Source organism: Staphylococcus sp. GDY8P120P (genome assembly GCF_017892065.1).
In the GTDB taxonomy this organism is placed as follows: domain Bacteria; phylum Bacillota; class Bacilli; order Staphylococcales; family Staphylococcaceae; genus Staphylococcus; species Staphylococcus nepalensis.
The window spans coordinates 45,609-62,042 of the sequence record NZ_JAESKI010000028.1 but is presented as its reverse complement, the minus strand read 5'-3'; the positions used below and the strand labels follow the sequence as shown (position 1 = coordinate 62,042).

Annotated in this window: 14 protein-coding genes; 11 read left to right on the top strand and 3 right to left on the bottom strand. The window is 33.6% G+C overall.

The genetic code is table 11. The annotated features are described in order from the left end of the window. Window positions 1–127 precede the first annotated feature (127 nt). Entirely contained in the window at window positions 128–598 is a 471-nt protein-coding gene (locus KA900_RS13535) for an S-ribosylhomocysteine lyase (RefSeq protein ID WP_096808760.1), read from the bottom strand. A gap of 253 nt (window positions 599–851) precedes the next feature. Between KA900_RS13535 and KA900_RS13530 the strand changes: the two genes are divergently transcribed. From KA900_RS13530 to KA900_RS13520, 3 genes are all read left to right on the top strand, one after another. Beyond that, window positions 852–2,036, top strand: a complete 1,185-nt coding sequence (locus KA900_RS13530) for a M20 family metallopeptidase (RefSeq protein ID WP_107644386.1) — start codon at window positions 852–854, stop codon at window positions 2,034–2,036. Next, window positions 2,033–3,226: an L-aspartate--L-methionine ligase LdmS gene (gene ldmS, locus KA900_RS13525; RefSeq protein WP_103373481.1), complete on the top strand. Its 1,194-nt coding sequence runs from the start codon at window positions 2,033–2,035 to the stop codon at window positions 3,224–3,226. The genes KA900_RS13530 and ldmS overlap by 4 nt, the downstream gene beginning before the upstream one ends. Before the next feature lie 166 nt (window positions 3,227–3,392). After that, window positions 3,393–4,058 carry a DUF2750 domain-containing protein gene (locus tag KA900_RS13520; protein ID WP_103373367.1) on the top strand — a complete coding sequence of 222 codons (666 nt, stop codon included), beginning with the start codon at window positions 3,393–3,395 and terminating at the stop codon, window positions 4,056–4,058. 139 nt (window positions 4,059–4,197) lie between these two features. Here the strand turns inward: KA900_RS13520 and coaW are convergent, their stop codons facing one another. After that, entirely contained in the window at window positions 4,198–4,995 is a 798-nt protein-coding gene (gene coaW / locus KA900_RS13515) for a type II pantothenate kinase (protein ID WP_096808763.1), read from the bottom strand. 517 nt (window positions 4,996–5,512) lie between these two features. Here coaW and KA900_RS13510 point away from each other — a divergent pair. From KA900_RS13510 to KA900_RS13500, 3 genes are all read left to right on the top strand, one after another. Continuing rightward, window positions 5,513–6,376, top strand: coding sequence for a GNAT family N-acetyltransferase (locus KA900_RS13510; RefSeq protein ID WP_115342025.1), 864 nt, complete (start codon window positions 5,513–5,515; stop codon window positions 6,374–6,376). 115 nt (window positions 6,377–6,491) lie between these two features. Then, window positions 6,492–7,049, top strand: a complete 558-nt coding sequence (gene rpoE, locus KA900_RS13505; protein WP_115342026.1) for a DNA-directed RNA polymerase subunit delta — start codon at window positions 6,492–6,494, stop codon at window positions 7,047–7,049. 325 nt (window positions 7,050–7,374) lie between these two features. Beyond that, the gene (locus tag KA900_RS13500) at window positions 7,375–8,985 is read left to right on the top strand and encodes a CTP synthase (protein WP_096808766.1); all 1,611 of its coding nucleotides are present in this window, start codon (window positions 7,375–7,377) and stop codon (window positions 8,983–8,985) included. A 281-nt stretch (window positions 8,986–9,266) separates the two neighbouring features. On the opposite strand, the gene KA900_RS13495 is transcribed toward KA900_RS13500, so the two are convergent. After that, entirely contained in the window at window positions 9,267–9,788 is a 522-nt protein-coding gene (locus KA900_RS13495) for a DUF2529 family protein (protein WP_103373673.1), read from the bottom strand. Window positions 9,789–10,001: 213 nt separating this feature from the next. On the opposite strand from KA900_RS13495, the gene fdaB reads away from it, so the two are divergent. From fdaB to rho, 5 genes are all read left to right on the top strand, one after another. Beyond that, window positions 10,002–10,862, top strand: coding sequence for a class IIb fructose-bisphosphate aldolase FdaB (gene fdaB, locus KA900_RS13490; RefSeq protein ID WP_096808768.1), 861 nt, complete (start codon window positions 10,002–10,004; stop codon window positions 10,860–10,862). Between the two features lie 457 nt (window positions 10,863–11,319). Beyond that, complete coding sequence (locus tag KA900_RS13485) at window positions 11,320–12,579, top strand: UDP-N-acetylglucosamine 1-carboxyvinyltransferase (RefSeq protein WP_096808769.1); 1,260 nt, start codon at window positions 11,320–11,322, stop codon at window positions 12,577–12,579. 90 nt (window positions 12,580–12,669) lie between these two features. Continuing rightward, window positions 12,670–12,990 (top strand): winged helix-turn-helix transcriptional regulator, encoded by a 321-nt coding sequence (locus tag KA900_RS13480; protein WP_096808770.1) that lies wholly within the window; start codon window positions 12,670–12,672, stop codon window positions 12,988–12,990. A gap of 404 nt (window positions 12,991–13,394) precedes the next feature. Beyond that, entirely contained in the window at window positions 13,395–14,825 is a 1,431-nt protein-coding gene (locus KA900_RS13475; RefSeq protein WP_096808771.1) for an aldehyde dehydrogenase family protein, read from the top strand. Window positions 14,826–15,113: 288 nt separating this feature from the next. Continuing rightward, complete coding sequence (rho, locus tag KA900_RS13470) at window positions 15,114–16,430, top strand: transcription termination factor Rho (protein ID WP_096808772.1); 1,317 nt, start codon at window positions 15,114–15,116, stop codon at window positions 16,428–16,430. Window positions 16,431–16,434: the final 4 nt, after the last annotated feature.

The window sequence follows — 16,434 nt, the reverse complement described above, 5'->3', positions numbered from 1 at the left end:
CTTTAGAATTCAGGAAATTAGCATCCTAGAAAATAGTGTTTTTAATAAGTTCCCATTTTAAGGGTTCCGTGCCGACCTTAGCCTTCCTTTTTTATTATTGTTAATTTCCATTTAACGTGATTATCGTTTATTGGCCTTTACCGTATATATCGTTCCACTGATTTTTTTTATCTAAAAAGACTTGTGCAATTGTTTTAGCGCCTTCTAATGAATGACTAGCAGCCCACCCACATTGGACTTCATTACATGCTGGTACTTCTGTAGCCGTTAACACATCTTGAATTGTATTTTCAATGATATTTAACACATCATCATAATCATTATGGTTGATGAATGATACATAAAAACCAGTTTGACAACCCATTGGACTGATATCAACTACTTTATCTGAATGGTTTCTAATATTTTCAGCCATTAAATGCTCAAGTGAATGTAAACCAGGCATATCCATATGCTCTTTATTAGGTTGTTTAAAACGGATGTCATATTTATGAATAACATCTCCATTAGCACCTTCCATTTTACCTGCAAGTCTAACAAATGGTGCCACTACAATTGTATGATCTAAATTAAAACTTTCAACGTTCATTTTTGGCATATGATATCCTCCTAAAATTAATTATTAATGTAATTGTAACAAGAGCGGGTGGTATTTACAATTTCTATAAATTATAAAGATAAAGATAATACTATTATTTTTGAAATTCAAAAAAATAATGACAGAATTAAATAAACCCGATAAAATGAGTAATAATTAAAATATATTTTGCACATCTGTTATTGATGATGTATCATTCAAAAACATAATTAATAGATAATACAATGAACTTGAATACAGGGGGATATTGAAAATGAGACATGAACAAACAGTGTTAGATTATATAGAAAATGAAAAATTAACATATGTAGAAATGAGCCATCAAATTCATCAAAGACCTGAATTAGGAAATGAAGAAATATTTGCTTCAAGAACATTAATTGAAGATTTAACAAAACATGGCTTTGAAGTTGAAACGAATATTGCAGGTCATGCGACTGGTTTCATCGCTCGTTATGATTCAGGATTAACTGGCCCAACAATTGGGTTTTTAGCTGAATATGATGCTTTACCTGGTCTAGGTCACGCATGTGGTCATAATATTATTGGAACGGCGAGTGTTTTAGCAGGCGTTGGATTGAAACAGGTAATTAACAAACTTGGTGGAGAAATTATCATCCTTGGCTGTCCTGCTGAAGAAGGTGGTGTCAATGGTAGCGCTAAAGCCTCCTATGTAAAAGAAGGTATTATTGATGAATTAGATGTCGCGCTCATGGTACACCCCGGCAATGAAACTTATAGGACAATCAATACTTTGGCGGTAGATGTTTTAGATATTAAATTTTATGGTAGAAGTACACATGCTTCTGAAAATGCTGAAGAAGCTAGAAATGCTTTAGATGCCATGATATCTTACTTTAATGGTGTGGCTCAATTGAGGCAACATATTAAAAAAAGCCAAAAAGTTCATGGTGTTATTTTAGATGGCGGGAAAGCAGCAAATATTATTCCAGATTATACACATGCTCGTTTTTACACACGAGCAACATCTCGTAAAGAATTAGATGTATTAACAGAAAGGGTAGGCCAAATTGCAAAAGGCGCTGCGATTCAAACTGGATGTGAGTATGAATTTGGTCCTATTCAAAACGGCGTAAATGAATTTATAAAATCTTCAAAATTGGATGATTTATTTGTTAAGTACGCAACAAAAGTAGGAGAAGCAGTTATTGACGATGATTTTGGTTATGGTTCTACAGATACTGGAAATGTAAGTCATATTGTCCCAACCATTCACCCTCATATTAAAATTGGTTCTAGAAACTTAGTAGGCCACACGCACCGTTTCAGAGAAGCAGCAGGTAATAAACATGGTGACCAAGCTTTAATCAGAGGAGCAAAAATCCTTGCATTAATGGGATTAGAATTAATAGAAAATAAGTCAGTATTTAACGCGATTATTGAGGAGCACCATTATACAAAGGGGTACAAAAAATGAAAAAACTAAGCATGCAACACCCTAAATTAACACTTAGTGATATATATAACAATGACGTAGTATATACTGCTAGACCATCTTATGTTTCAAATCCATGGTTAAACCCAGAAGAACACCAATCCAATTTTTTAACAGGTAGAGAGCTTATTATCGCTGATCAAATACCTGTTATAGTGCATGAAGCGAATGTTACAGATAAATTGAAAATTTTATTTGATACAATCGGCAAAACGATGCCTACAAATATTTATACTTTTTATGACCAACAAAGTTACGAGCAAACGATAAATAAATTAGCTAAGCAAGACCGTAAACGCATTTATTTTCAATATATCCATAACGAATCGATTTTAGAGCAAAAATATTATGCTATAGATAAAGATGTCTTTGTAGCTTTAAATAATAAAGCACGCATACCAGAATGGACAAACCATAAATATTTACCCGCACGTGATGTTGTGAATATTTGCGATTTTGAAGATGCAGTATCACATTGGCGATTCCCTTTTGTCGTGAAGCCGGGCGATGATTTGCCGACAGCTGGCGGTTATGGGGTTATGATTTGTTATAATGAGTCAGATTTAACTAAAGCTAAATCTCGAATCGCAGAAGCACAGGAAGAAACACATACATTGATTATTGAACAAAAAATAGAAGAAATAGCCAACTATTGTGTGCAATTTGCATATGAAAAAGATGAAGGCATTCGTTATATTGGAACTTCAGAGCAATTAACAGATGAATACGGACATTATAACGGCAACGAAAATGTACATGATGTGCCTGAATCCATTATTCAAGCTGGAAGAGAAATTATGGAAATTGGCGTATCCAAAGGTTTTATTGGAATTGCAGGATTTGATTTATTGTTAGATAAAAATGGAGATATTTTTGCGATTGATTTAAATTTTAGACAAAATGGTTCTACCAGCATGTTGTTGTTAGAGCCAGTCATACAAGATGGATACCAAAAGTTTTATAGTTATATCGCACCAGATAATAATGAACATTTTTTTAATACAATTTTAAAGTATGTGAAAAATAATCATTTATTTCCATTAGCTTATTATGATGGAGACTGGTATGAAAACGGGCATGTGTCTTCAAGATGCGCTTGTATTTGGCATGGGAAGGACAAAAAAGAAGTAGCTTGTTTAGAGCAACAATTTTTAAATGAATTAAAAGTCTAATAAGTGAAAAATTACAAATGATGTTTGATTATTGTAGAAATCTGAGTATATTTATTGGATGCTTTAAAATTTCGAAGTGAATTGTGTGGCGTTAATTGACTCTAGCAATAGACTCATTTATATTCTAAATATGGTTAAATAATATAAATGAATTGAAGGTGTAATTATGTCTTATAAAGCAAGTTCATTTTTTCAAGATATACTAGTAAATGAATTTTTTTATGTAGCAACAAAATCAAAACAACTCATTAGACATGAAGTATTAGGAAAGGAAATTATCTGTGTTTGGACAAATAAAGAAACAGCTGAGACTTTCTTAACTAAACATGACACCGATTATGACCAAATTAAAAAAATTGATATTGATCGTTTTGTAACATATGAAATAGACGATGTGTTCGAAGAAGGTGAGGAAGTATTGATGGATCCTTCCTCACAAACTGATGGAGATTTAGTTAATATTGTTGAAGCAACGAATGAATTAATGTCAGATTTGGATGAAATTCGGTTAAAAGAATTTGTAATGGATGTTGCTAAAGAAGATGCTGTATTCGGTCTCTCTAATAAAGAGGCTAAGCAATTTATAATGATCAGTGATGATGAACACCAAAAACCGCACATCATGCCGGTGTGGAGTATCCGAAATAGGGCTGAAAAAGTAAGAAATGAAGATTTTGAAGAATGCGATATTATCGAAGTAGAAGGCGAAGTATTTGCAGAATGGTTAGATATTTTGAGAGATGATGACAAAGCAGTAGCTGTTGATTTGAAACCGGGCGTAGTAGGCACTGTAGTATCAGCGCAAAAAATGTTAGATCAATTACCGTTTTAGTCGAGAAATATATGAAGTGATGGATCTAGTTACTAGTTATAAATATGCAGCATATTTAAGACAGTAACTGTTCCTATTTTTTACCATGAAATAAGTATTGAATCCATTTCAGCGTACTTATTTCATGGTAATAATTGTTTTAAAGATGTATTGCGCCTAACGCACCAGAAAATGCCCCGTGTTCAATATAATAGGGTTTAAAACCACGTAATACAGTGTAATCTTCAACAACTTCTTTTAGTAAGTCATTATTATGGAATGAAGACCCAATGTAAGCTACATTTTCAGTTTGATATTCTCTTGCGACTGTAATAGACATCGTAGTAATGACTTCACCTACAACTCCAATCAATGATGCTAATTTATCAGCGTTAGAGAAGCTTTTATCTAAGTTATGTAATACATGGCCAAAATTTGCAGCAGTTAAATCACCTGAAATAGGTGGTTCACTATCTTTATAAATGTGTTTTACTTTTAAATCAATGAATTCACGATCGCCTTTTTGGGCTGTGTCTGTTAATTGTTTATAGTCTTTCAGTCCAGTCAGCAAGTAACCAAGGCCTTGTATCATTCCGCCACCTGCGCCTACACCGCCGACACGTTGTTGTTTTTTACCGTCTGAAAAATGAAGTGATGTGCCCGTCCCTACATTGGTAAATATATAATTGTCTAATTGGTGTCCTTGCTCCTCTAATAAAATTTCAAGTCCATTTGCAGCAGCATCAAACTCTACAAAAATCCGAGATGGGCACGTTAACCTATCTCTTATAGTACCAGCTTGTCCTCCTGTTAAACTAATACTTTCACACACTTGTCGGTCTAACCACTCGATGACTTCATTAATTTCAGTGGTTAATCTGGTAGAATATTCACGTTTTCCATCATAATCTTGGACAATTTTTATGAGCGTTCCACCGGCATCAATGCCTATTTTCATCTATTTATCCTCCTAAAATATTTACGTTATAACTTATATTATAATAAAATTTAGGAAAATCAAATATAGAGAATTGGAAAGGGATAATTTGAACGATGTCCAGCCTTTTTATTAGAATAGCAAGATAAACAAAGCATACTTTTTACAAAAACGTATTTGGTAGTACAAAGGAAAAAACTATATTCTAAACGGCTAGTAGATGGTAATAACCTCACAAATTAACGTCCCGGGCGTATAAATGTAAATGCGTCATGATACGCATAGTATCATGATTAACGTTCGACGGTTTGTCCCCTTAAAAAGAAATGTATAATTCATAAAGTAAGGTCAAGTATGGTGATATTCCTAAAGCATTCTAAAATGATGGGCATGATGAAGTGAAAAGTAACCTGGAGTAAATTGGAATGTGAACTGTTTTTTGAACTATTAGTAATTTGAAATATTCATATTTCGATTATTTTAAATCAAATGTGGTATTAATAACTAATTAACAAGTTAAAATAATAGGGGATAAGATATGTTTATTAAAGAATCGTTTGAAAATATTACGATACAAGTATTTGAAAATAAGTATAAAACTGCATTACATCATTTTAAATTAAGCGAGCGGCAACAAATATACTCCTCGTTACCTAAAGATGTACTCGACGATGCGCTCAGTGATAAAGATAGAATAGCTAATATTGCATTAAATGAAGATGGAGAAGTAGTAGGCTTCTTTGTGCTACATCAATATTATCAACACGAGGGTTATGACACACCCAAACAAGTCATATATGTGCGATCTTTATCTGTAAATGAACGTTTCCAAGGATGTGGGTATGGTACAAAAATGATGATGCATTTACCACAATACGTACAAAAGTTATTTCCGAGTTTTAATCATTTGTATTTAGTCGTAGATGCTGAAAATAAAGGCGCATGGAATGTATACGAACGGGCAGGCTTTATGCATACTGCTACAAAAGAAGAAGGACCTATTGGTAAGGAACGTTTATATTATTTAGATTTAGATTCGAAGCATGTATCTTCATTAAAATTAAAACCTAATGATAACGAATCACCTTTCGAAACGCATCATATGATTGATATGATTAAGGATGGCAGTAAAGTTGGTTTTATTGCAATCGAGCAACATCAGCAACGAATTAATATAAATTCTATTGAAGTGAATAAAGGTGAGAGACATAACGGTATTGCTGAAAGTGCATTAAGACAACTGCCAACCTATATTCGAAAAAAATTTGTAGGCGCGCAATTTGTTACGATAACGCTGTACGGGGAACGCAATGAATTAAAACCGTTATGTATAAACAGTAACTTTGTTGAAATTGAAAGTGGCGAAGATTTTGCTGTATTTGAAAAATATATAAATTATTAAATGCGTTTGCGAAATCAAGGATTGCCATTTATAATTTACTTTTGTTATTATTACTTAAGATGAACAGTACTGATTTGGATAAATGCATAAATGCCTCTGAAAGGAAGAATAAATAATGAGAATTCAAGATTACACAAAAGAAATGGTTGATGAGAAATCATTTATCGATATGGCCTATACGTTATTACTTGAAAAAGGCGATACAATGAATTTATATGATATCATAGATGAATTTAAAGCGCTTGGTCATTACGAAGATAATGAGATTGAAAATAGAATCGTACAATTCTATACTGATTTGAATACAGATGGTCGTTTCTTAAATGTTGGGGAAAATATTTGGGGACTACGTGACTGGTATTCAGTAGCAGACATTGAAGAAAAAATAGCGCCAACGATTCAAAAATTCGATATTTTAGAAGAAGAAGATGAAGAAGATAAAACATTGAAATTACTTGGCGAAGATGATGCAGACGAAGATGATGATATCCCGACAGCGACGGATGACCAAGAAACTTTAGAAGATCCAGAAGACCCAGATGAAGAAGAAGTTGACGAAGAAATTCCTGAGAATGAAATCGTGATCGACGAAGAAGAGGAAGAAGATGAAGATTTAGAAGAAGAAGAGGAATATGAAGAAAATGAAGATGACGAAGAAGAGGAAGAAAAATAATTCATTATCTACTAATATTCATTTGACTTTTCCCGTGAAAATGATAAAATTTTATTCGGGCTCCTTAAATTAGGACGACGTGTATAAATGTTATACGCTCCCCCTTACAAATACTGTGAGAGGGAGCGATTTTTTTATTTGAATTACTATATAAAGTTTATAAAATATTAATTTATGACGCTATTTTCCGGGGTTATGCTTTTATCATATGAACAATAGGAAATAGGCGTTTACATAAATGATAATTACTTCAATGTTTAATAGTACATGCCATATATTTTGTTGGTATTGAATGAATTACTGTTTTAATAATAGGAGGCAGAAAATGACAAAATTTATTTTTGTAACTGGTGGAGTTGTATCTTCACTAGGTAAAGGTATCACAGCAGCATCTTTAGGACGTTTATTAAAAGATAGAGGATTAAAAGTTACAATCCAAAAATTTGATCCATATTTAAATGTTGATCCTGGCACTATGAGTCCATATCAACACGGTGAAGTTTTTGTGACAGATGATGGTGCAGAAACAGATTTAGATTTAGGTCACTATGAAAGATTTATCGACATTAATTTAAATAAATATTCAAACGTTACTGCTGGTAAAGTTTATTCGCACGTCTTGAAAAAAGAGCGTCGCGGTGATTATCTGGGAGGCACAGTCCAAGTTATCCCACATATTACCAACGAAATTAAAGAACGTTTGCTTTTAGCAGGCGAAAGTACAAATGCTGATGTAGTTATTACTGAAATAGGTGGTACAACGGGTGATATAGAATCATTACCATTTATCGAAGCAATTAGACAAATACGTAGTGATTTAGGACGCGAAAATGTAATGTACGTACATTGTACACTTTTACCATTTATTAAAGCTGCTGGTGAAATGAAAACGAAGCCTACACAACATAGCGTTAAAGAACTTCGTGGGTTAGGTATTCAACCAGACCTAATTGTAGTACGTACAGAATATGAATTAACACAAGATTTAAAAGATAAAATTGCATTGTTCTGCGATATTAATAAAGAAAGTGTAATTGAATGTCGTGACGCAGAATCATTATATGAAATACCGCTACAACTGAGCCAACAGGATATGGATGATATTGTAATCCGTCGTTTAGAGCTAAATCCAAAATATGATACGCAATTAGATGAATGGCAATACTTATTAGATACAGTGAATAGTTTAGATGGTAAAATAACGATTGGTTTAGTAGGGAAATATGTAAGTTTACAAGACGCATATTTATCAGTAGTCGAATCACTTAAACACGCGGGTTATCCATTTAAAAAAGATATTGATGTGAGATGGATTGACTCAAGTGAAGTTACTGATGACAATGTTAAAGAGGTACTTAGCGATGTTGATGGTATTTTAGTGCCTGGTGGCTTTGGTTTCAGAGCAAGTGAAGGTAAAATATCAGCTATTAAATATGCTAGAGAAAACAATGTACCGTACTTCGGCATTTGTTTAGGCATGCAACTTGCTACAGTAGAATTTGCAAGAAATGTAATTGGTTTAGATAATGCGCATTCTGCAGAACTAGATCCATCAACGCCACATCCTATTATTGATTTATTACCAGAACAAAAAGATATTGAAGATTTAGGAGGCACGTTAAGATTAGGGCTATATCCTTGTCATATTAAAGAGAACACATTAGCACATAAAATTTATGATGAAGTAGATATAGAAGAAAGACATCGTCATCGTTATGAATTCAATAATGAATATAGAGATCAACTAGAAGAAAATGGCATGGTTTTCTCAGGTACAAGCCCAGATGGACGATTAATTGAAATGGTAGAAATTCCGAAAAATGATTTCTTTGTTGCTTGCCAATTTCACCCAGAATTCTTATCAAGACCGAATAGACCACAGCCTATTTTTAAAGCGTTTATTGAAGCGTCATTAAAGTATCAACAAACAAAATAAAGATATTAACATGATAATAGCAAAGTTATGAGTGCTTTCGAAACGTAGCGTAGATATAATTACGTTGACCTCTTATAATTATCACTAACTTTGCCAAAAAACTTCATGATTTAATATTCATGAAGTTTCGAATGCGGCTAATTACTATTACTGGCATTTATGATTTTAGTGTAACAAACTTAAAAAGCGCACCTTCATTTTTGAAATGAAGGTGCGCTTTTTATATTTGGGCAATTTGTAGAGGTTAAAGTGTAGTATATGTAAAAAATCGTTTTATTATTCTAAAGATCTAGATCTCTAACCATTTCAATCATTTGTGTATATATATCATAATAAATATAGCTAAAAGCAATTGGATGAGGCGTAACAATTTTATCGTAATCCTCAGTATACACAATCGGTCTCGGTGTGCTTAAATTGATGAAATGAAATAGATGGTCTTGAAAGATTTCTGTTTTGGGTTTATTACAAATTAAGACAAAATCAACATCACAATCAATTAAAGTTTCAACATCTCTTTTTAATTGTTCTGTATAATAAGGCGAAAACAATAAAACTCTATCAGTAGTATCAATATCTTTAAATGTGTTGATTGAAGCTAGCGGGGCGCTAGATTTTAGTTTTTCATTACTATTTAGGACATAATCTTCAAAAAAATTTAAATCTTCATACCCTTTAACATATACAGTACCCTCACCTCCGATTGCTTGAATTAAACATTGCGCAGCCATTTGAACGTCTAACGCTTGGGCTTCGATGCGATTAAAAACGCCGTTTAATTGTGTATTTAAAATTTTAGACATGTATGTACCTCCGTTCTATTCACTCATTGTAATTAATGGTAAAAAATATTGCAATTTTATATAAAAAAAGAAATTTAAAGGGTAATTTAAAAGGAATAAAATAAAAAAATAAATTAAAAACGCTTACAATTGAATAGAAGAATGCAAAATGCTTGTGGTTTTGATATAATTAGATTGTAAAAATATGTGCAAATGCACTAAGGAGGAACTTTCATGCCTTTAGTTTCAATGAAAGAAATGTTAATCGATGCGAAAGAAAATGGTTATGCGGTTGGTCAATACAACTTAAATAACTTGGAATTTACACAAGCTATATTAGAAGCTTCACAAGAAGAAAACGCTCCAGTTATTTTAGGAGTTTCTGAAGGTGCTGCGCGTTATATGGGTGGATTCTACACAGTAGTTAAAATGGTTGAAGGATTAATGCACGATAAAGCAATTACAATTCCAGTTGCAATCCACTTAGACCATGGTTCAAGTTTTGATAAATGTAAAGAAGCGATTGATGCTGGATTTACTTCAGTTATGATCGATGCTTCACACGAACCATTCGAAGACAACATAGCAACTACTTCAAAAGTTGTTGAATATGCTCACGAACATGGCGTGTCAGTAGAAGCTGAACTAGGCACTGTAGGCGGACAAGAAGATGATGTGATTGCTGAAGGCGTTATCTACGCAGATCCTAAAGAGTGTCAAGAACTTGTTGAAAGAACTGGTATCGATACTTTAGCCCCAGCATTAGGCTCAGTTCACGGACCGTATAAAGGTGAACCGAAATTAGGATTTAAAGAAATGGAAGAAATCGGTGCTTCAACTGGTTTACCATTAGTATTGCACGGTGGTACTGGTATCCCAACAAAAGATATTCAAAAAGCGATTCCATTCGGAACTGCGAAAATCAATGTCAATACAGAAAACCAAATTGCTTCTGCTAAAGCAGTACGTGAAGCTTTAGATAAAGATAAAGAAATGTACGATCCTCGTAAATATTTAGGGCCAGCACGTGAAGCAATTAAAGCGACAGTAATTGGTAAAATTAAAGAATTTGGCACTTCAAATAGAGCTAAATAATATTATTATTTTAAAGTGGAGTAGTGCAGAAATCCACTTTATCTAATATCATTTCATTGTTCCATTAAGGCATTAATAATTGGAAGGAAAATCCTGTTACACCGGTGTTTTCAATCCAGTAGCTACTGCCAATTTAACGAATAAGCCTGAGACAAAAAGTAATGTCTCAGGCTTATTTATTTATGTTATAATTTATTAGCATGTATTGATTAACTGTAAGTCTGAACATAAGTTATTTACATAGTATTTAAATAAAACATACAAATAGGATTTAACCTTTAATAAACTGGGAATAAAAATAGTATTACCAAATATATATAAGTGAAGTAATACATAATATTAATTTAAAAAGATTTTGTTTCATAGGTGTGTTTTGCAAACTATAAATTTTTAATTTATAATGCAAATAATGTAACAAAATTGAAATATTGATTGAAAGGTAAAGGAGATCAAGCGAATGGCTCAAGAAGTGATAAAAATCAGAGGTGGTCAAACACTTAAAGGTGAAGTTAATAATCATGGCGCAAAAAACAGTGCCGTGGCTATAATCCCTGCAGCAATATTGGCAGAAGAAAAAGTAACGATAGAAGGTCTTCCACAGATTTCAGATGTAGAAACGCTAGTGAGTTTATTGGGCGATTTAAATATAAAAACCAATTTAAACGGAATGACGCTAGAAGTGAATCCAAATGAAATTAAAAATGCCCCCTTGCCAAATAATAAAGTAGAATCATTGCGCGCTTCATATTATATGATGGGCGCGATGCTAGGCAGATTTAAAAAATGCGTCATTGGTTTGCCAGGCGGTTGTCCTTTAGGTCCAAGACCAATCGACCAACACATTAAAGGATTTAAAGCATTGGGTGCACGCATTGATGAATCTAGTGAAACATCTATGAAGATTGAAGCTGACCGCTTAATAGGTGCTAATATATTTTTAGACATTGTAAGTGTAGGCGCTACTATAAATATCATGCTAGCAGCAGTTCGTGCAGAAGGACAAACAGTAATTGAAAACGCAGCGAAAGAGCCCGAAGTAGTTGACGTGGCTAACTTTTTAACAAGTTTAGGTGCTAATATTAAAGGTGCAGGTACAAGTACAATCAAAATCAAAGGTGTAGACCAACTTCATGGGTCTCATCATCAAGTCATTCCAGATAGAATTGAAGCTGGTACTTATATGTGTATAGCGGCTGCTTGTGGAGAAGACATTGCGATTAACAATATTATTCCTACTCATGTTGAGCCATTAACCGTTAAATTAAAGGAGCTTGGTGTAGACATCCAAGTTGGGGAAGACAGCGCGATTATCAAGAGAAACGCCCCGTACTTAAGCGTTGATATCAAGACGTTGGTGTACCCTGGATTTGCTACAGACTTACAACAACCAATTACACCGCTGTTGTTTATGGCTGATGGTGTTTCATTTGTAACTGAAACAATTTATCCAGCGCGTTTTAAACACGTTGACGAATTGAGAAATATGGGCGCTAACATTTCATCCGATAACGGTACTGCAACAATAAAACCATCTAAATTAACTGGCGCAGAAGTATATGCAAGTGATTTGCGTGCTGGTGCTTGCCTTATAGTAGCTGGTCTATTAGCAGAAGGGGTTACTACAATTTATAACGTAAAACATATTTATCGTGGTTATACAAATATAGTTGAAACATTAAAATCACTTGGCGCAGACATTTGGACTGAAAAAATTTAATACATGTGGTATACTAAATATACTGATTTTTTGTAGGTTGTGATTTCCGTTTTCTATTATGAAAAATATAAATGATATGAGGTGATGACCATGGAGGTTTGCCCTTATCTCGAAGAAACCTTTAAAATTGTAGGTAGAAGTTGGAACGGTCTTATAATAAATTACTTATCTAGATGTACAGAAAAATCTGCTCATTTTTCTGATATGAAGCGTGATTTGAAAACAATCACGCCTCGCGCGCTAAGTATAAAATTAACAGATTTATGTGAATGGGGCCTTGTAGAGAAAAAAATTATTTCTACGAGCCCGATGAACATTTTATACCAACTTACAGATAAAGGTGATGCCTTAGCAACGGCATTGGTCCCTATGGAAAAGTGGGCGCAAGAATATATTGAATTAGAGAGTTAAATGATATTGATTTTTTGGATTGATTTCTTAATCAATGTATTATTTCAAAACATACTTTATATTTCGTTTATTTTAATAGAACCTGAGGTATTAATTAATATCTCAGGTTCTTCTTATGGCATTGCTGATTGCCTATTGGAAAAATATACTTGTGATTCATTTTATAAAATAGCTTTTTAATTATAAGAACTTTAGCGAGATAGAAATTTTTTAACATTTGGACCTCTGTTCTGCTTCTTTAGTGAGAAATTATATGTTTTTCCTATCGTCTATAGAAGTGTTATAAAAGAGGAGAAAGCGCATAATAACAACGTTTGTAAAGCGTCGACGTGAGCAAATATGTTTAAAAATGTGAAATCTCGGTTACAATATAATTATCAACACAGTTAAGGAGTGAATCATTGATGAGAAATTTTACTAAACAGTATATCAACGGTGAATGGGTTGAAAGTACAAGTGGAGAAACAATTGAAGTAATCAACCCTGCAACAGAAGAAGTAACAGGTATTATTGCGAAAGGTAATAAAGAAGATGTTGATAAAGCAGTAGATGCTGCTGAAAATGTATATTTTGAATTTAGACACAGTTCAGTTCAAGAAAGAAAAGAATTATTAGATAAAATTGTTCAAGAATATAAAAATAGAAAAGAAGATATTATTGAAGCGATTACGGATGAATTAGGTTCTCCGTTAAAAGTTTCAGAAAATGTCCATTATCAAATGGGATTAGATCATTTCCAAGCTGCACGTGATGCATTGGATAATTTTGAATTTGAAGAGCGCCGTGGGGATGATTTAGTTGTTAAAGAAGCTATTGGTGTTGCAGGTTTAATCACACCATGGAATTTCCCAACAAACCAAACTTCTCTTAAATTGTCTGCAGCATTAGCAGCAGGCAGTCCTGTAGTATTAAAACCGTCAGAAGAGACGCCATTTGCAGCGATTATTTTAGCAGAAATATTTGATAAAGCCGGCGTTCCAAAAGGAGTATTCAACTTAGTAAATGGTGATGGCCAAGGTGTTGGTAATCCACTAAGTGAACATCCAAAAGTAAGAATGATGTCATTTACTGGTTCTGGCCCTACAGGTGCTAGCATCATGAGAAAAGCAGCAGAAGATTTCAAAAAAGTGTCGCTAGAGTTAGGTGGTAAATCACCATATATTATCTTGGATGATGCTGATATTGACGGTGCAGCGAGTGCAGCTACTGGTAAAGTAGTAACCAATACAGGTCAAGTTTGTACAGCAGGCACAAGAACATTAGTACCAGAAAGTATTAAAGAAGAATTTTTAACAGCTGTAAAAGAAAAATTCAGCCAAGTTAAAGTAGGCGACCCACGTGCAGAAGGTACGCAAGTTGGCCCGATTATTAGTAAAAAACAATTTGACCAAGTTCAATCATATATTGATAAAGGTGTAGAAGAAGGCGCAGAATTATTCTATGGTGGCCCTGGTAAACCTGAAGGGTTGGATAAAGGATATTTCGCACGTCCAACGATCTTTAATAACGTGGATAATGATATGACAATCGCGCGAGAAGAAATTTTTGGACCTGTAATGTCAATTATCACTTATAATGATGTGGACGAAGCCATCAAAATCGCAAATGATACAGAATATGGGCTAGCGTCATACGTATATGGTAAAGATAAAGACACATTACACAAGGTAGCGCGTTCGATTGAAGCAGGTACAGTTGAAATTAACGAAGCTGGACGTAAACCAGACTTACCATTCGGCGGTTATAAACAATCAGGTTTAGGACGCGAATGGGGAGACTATGGTATAGAAGAGTTCTTAGAAGTTAAATCTATTGCTGGTTATTACAAAGCATAGTTTAATAAAATAAAGTTAAAATGTTTAAGTTAAAAGTCTAGTTTTAAGGGCAGCCAAACGATATAATTGGTTGCCCTTATTTTAATATTATGGAGCTTTGAACCATCATTTGACACATGGTATGGTTATGTACTGTTTTAACAGTGTGTTAGCTTCAGAGCTATTTTTATAAATTTCAAAAAGTGAAATACATTTTGTAATTAAATAAGAAATTTGCTATAGTAATAAAAGTAAGTAGCGTAGCTCTCTATGTTATTTAAAACTTTTTTATGAAATGGGTGCAAGATAATGCCTGATAAAGTACGGACATCACCTCAGTACGAATCGTTCCACGAGCTATACAAAAATTACACTACTAAAGATCTTACTCAAAAGGCAAAATCACTTAAATTAACAAATTATAGTAAATTAAATAAAAAAGAATTAGTTCTTGCTATTATGGAAGCCCAAATGGAAAAAGACGGAAACTATTATATGGAGGGTATCTTAGACGATATTCAACAAGATGGTTATGGTTTTTTAAGAACTGTCAATTATTCAAAGGGTGAAAAAGATATTTATATATCAGCTAGTCAAATACGTCGCTTTGAAATTAAACGTGGCGATAAAGTTACTGGTAAAGTCAGAAAACCTAAGGATAATGAGAAATATTATGGTTTACTGCAAGTTGATTTTGTCAATGATGAGAATGCAGAGGAAGTTAAAAAAAGACCACATTTCCAAGCGTTAACACCATTATATCCAGAAGAGCGTATCAAGTTAGAAACAACAAAAACAAATTATTCTACGCGTATAATGGATTTGATTACGCCTATTGGTTTGGGACAACGTGGTTTGATTGTTGCACCTCCAAAAGCGGGGAAAACGTCATTACTAAAAGAAATTGCTAATGCTGTAGCAACAAATAAACCTGATGCAGAACTGTTTGTATTACTTGTAGGTGAACGACCAGAAGAGGTAACAGATATAGAACGTTCTGTTGAATCAGCAGAAGTTGTGCATTCAACATTTGATGAACCGCCACAACATCATGTTAAAGTAGCGGAATTATTATTAGAGCGTGCAAAACGTTTAGTAGAAATTGGTAAAGACGTCATTATTTTGATGGATTCTATTACTAGACTTGCACGTGCATATAATTTAGTTATGCCACCAAGCGGGCGTACGTTATCCGGTGGTTTGGATCCAGCTTCATTGCATAAACCGAAAGCTTTTTTTGGTGCTGCAAGAAATATTGAAGCTGGCGGAAGTATGACTATATTAGCCACAGCATTAGTAGATACTGGTTCGCGTATGGATGACATGATATATGAAGAATTTAAAGGGACAGGTAACATGGAATTACACCTTGACCGTAAATTAGCTGAACGTCGTGTCTTTCCAGCTATTGATATCGGTAGAAGTTCAACTCGTAAGGAAGAGTTGCTAATTTCACCAAAAGATCTAGAATCGCTTTGGCAGCTACGTAATATGTTTACTGATTCAATTGATTTTACTGAAAGATTTGTAAGAAAGCTAAAACGAACAAAAACAAATCAAGAATTTTTCGAACAGTTACAAGAAGCGGCTAAAGAAAGTACTAAAACTGGTAAACCAATTATTTAATGTG

Bases quoted from the DNA above. Each gene is read 5' to 3' on its own strand.
- KA900_RS13535 (WP_096808760.1), bottom strand. From the start codon at position 598: ATGCCAAAAATGAACGTTGAAAGTTTTAATTTAGATCATACAATTGTA.
- KA900_RS13530 (WP_107644386.1), top strand. From the start codon at position 852: ATGAGACATGAACAAACAGTGTTAGATTATATAGAAAATGAAAAATTA.
- ldmS (WP_103373481.1), top strand. From the start codon at position 2,033: ATGAAAAAACTAAGCATGCAACACCCTAAATTAACACTTAGTGATATA.
- KA900_RS13520 (WP_103373367.1), top strand. From the start codon at position 3,393: ATGTCTTATAAAGCAAGTTCATTTTTTCAAGATATACTAGTAAATGAA.
- coaW (WP_096808763.1), bottom strand. From the start codon at position 4,995: ATGAAAATAGGCATTGATGCCGGTGGAACGCTCATAAAAATTGTCCAA.
- KA900_RS13510 (WP_115342025.1), top strand. From the start codon at position 5,513: ATGTTTATTAAAGAATCGTTTGAAAATATTACGATACAAGTATTTGAA.
- rpoE (WP_115342026.1), top strand. From the start codon at position 6,492: ATGAGAATTCAAGATTACACAAAAGAAATGGTTGATGAGAAATCATTT.
- KA900_RS13500 (WP_096808766.1), top strand. From the start codon at position 7,375: ATGACAAAATTTATTTTTGTAACTGGTGGAGTTGTATCTTCACTAGGT.
- KA900_RS13495 (WP_103373673.1), bottom strand. From the start codon at position 9,788: ATGTCTAAAATTTTAAATACACAATTAAACGGCGTTTTTAATCGCATC.
- fdaB (WP_096808768.1), top strand. From the start codon at position 10,002: ATGCCTTTAGTTTCAATGAAAGAAATGTTAATCGATGCGAAAGAAAAT.
- KA900_RS13485 (WP_096808769.1), top strand. From the start codon at position 11,320: ATGGCTCAAGAAGTGATAAAAATCAGAGGTGGTCAAACACTTAAAGGT.
- KA900_RS13480 (WP_096808770.1), top strand. From the start codon at position 12,670: ATGGAGGTTTGCCCTTATCTCGAAGAAACCTTTAAAATTGTAGGTAGA.
- KA900_RS13475 (WP_096808771.1), top strand. From the start codon at position 13,395: ATGAGAAATTTTACTAAACAGTATATCAACGGTGAATGGGTTGAAAGT.
- rho (WP_096808772.1), top strand. From the start codon at position 15,114: ATGCCTGATAAAGTACGGACATCACCTCAGTACGAATCGTTCCACGAG.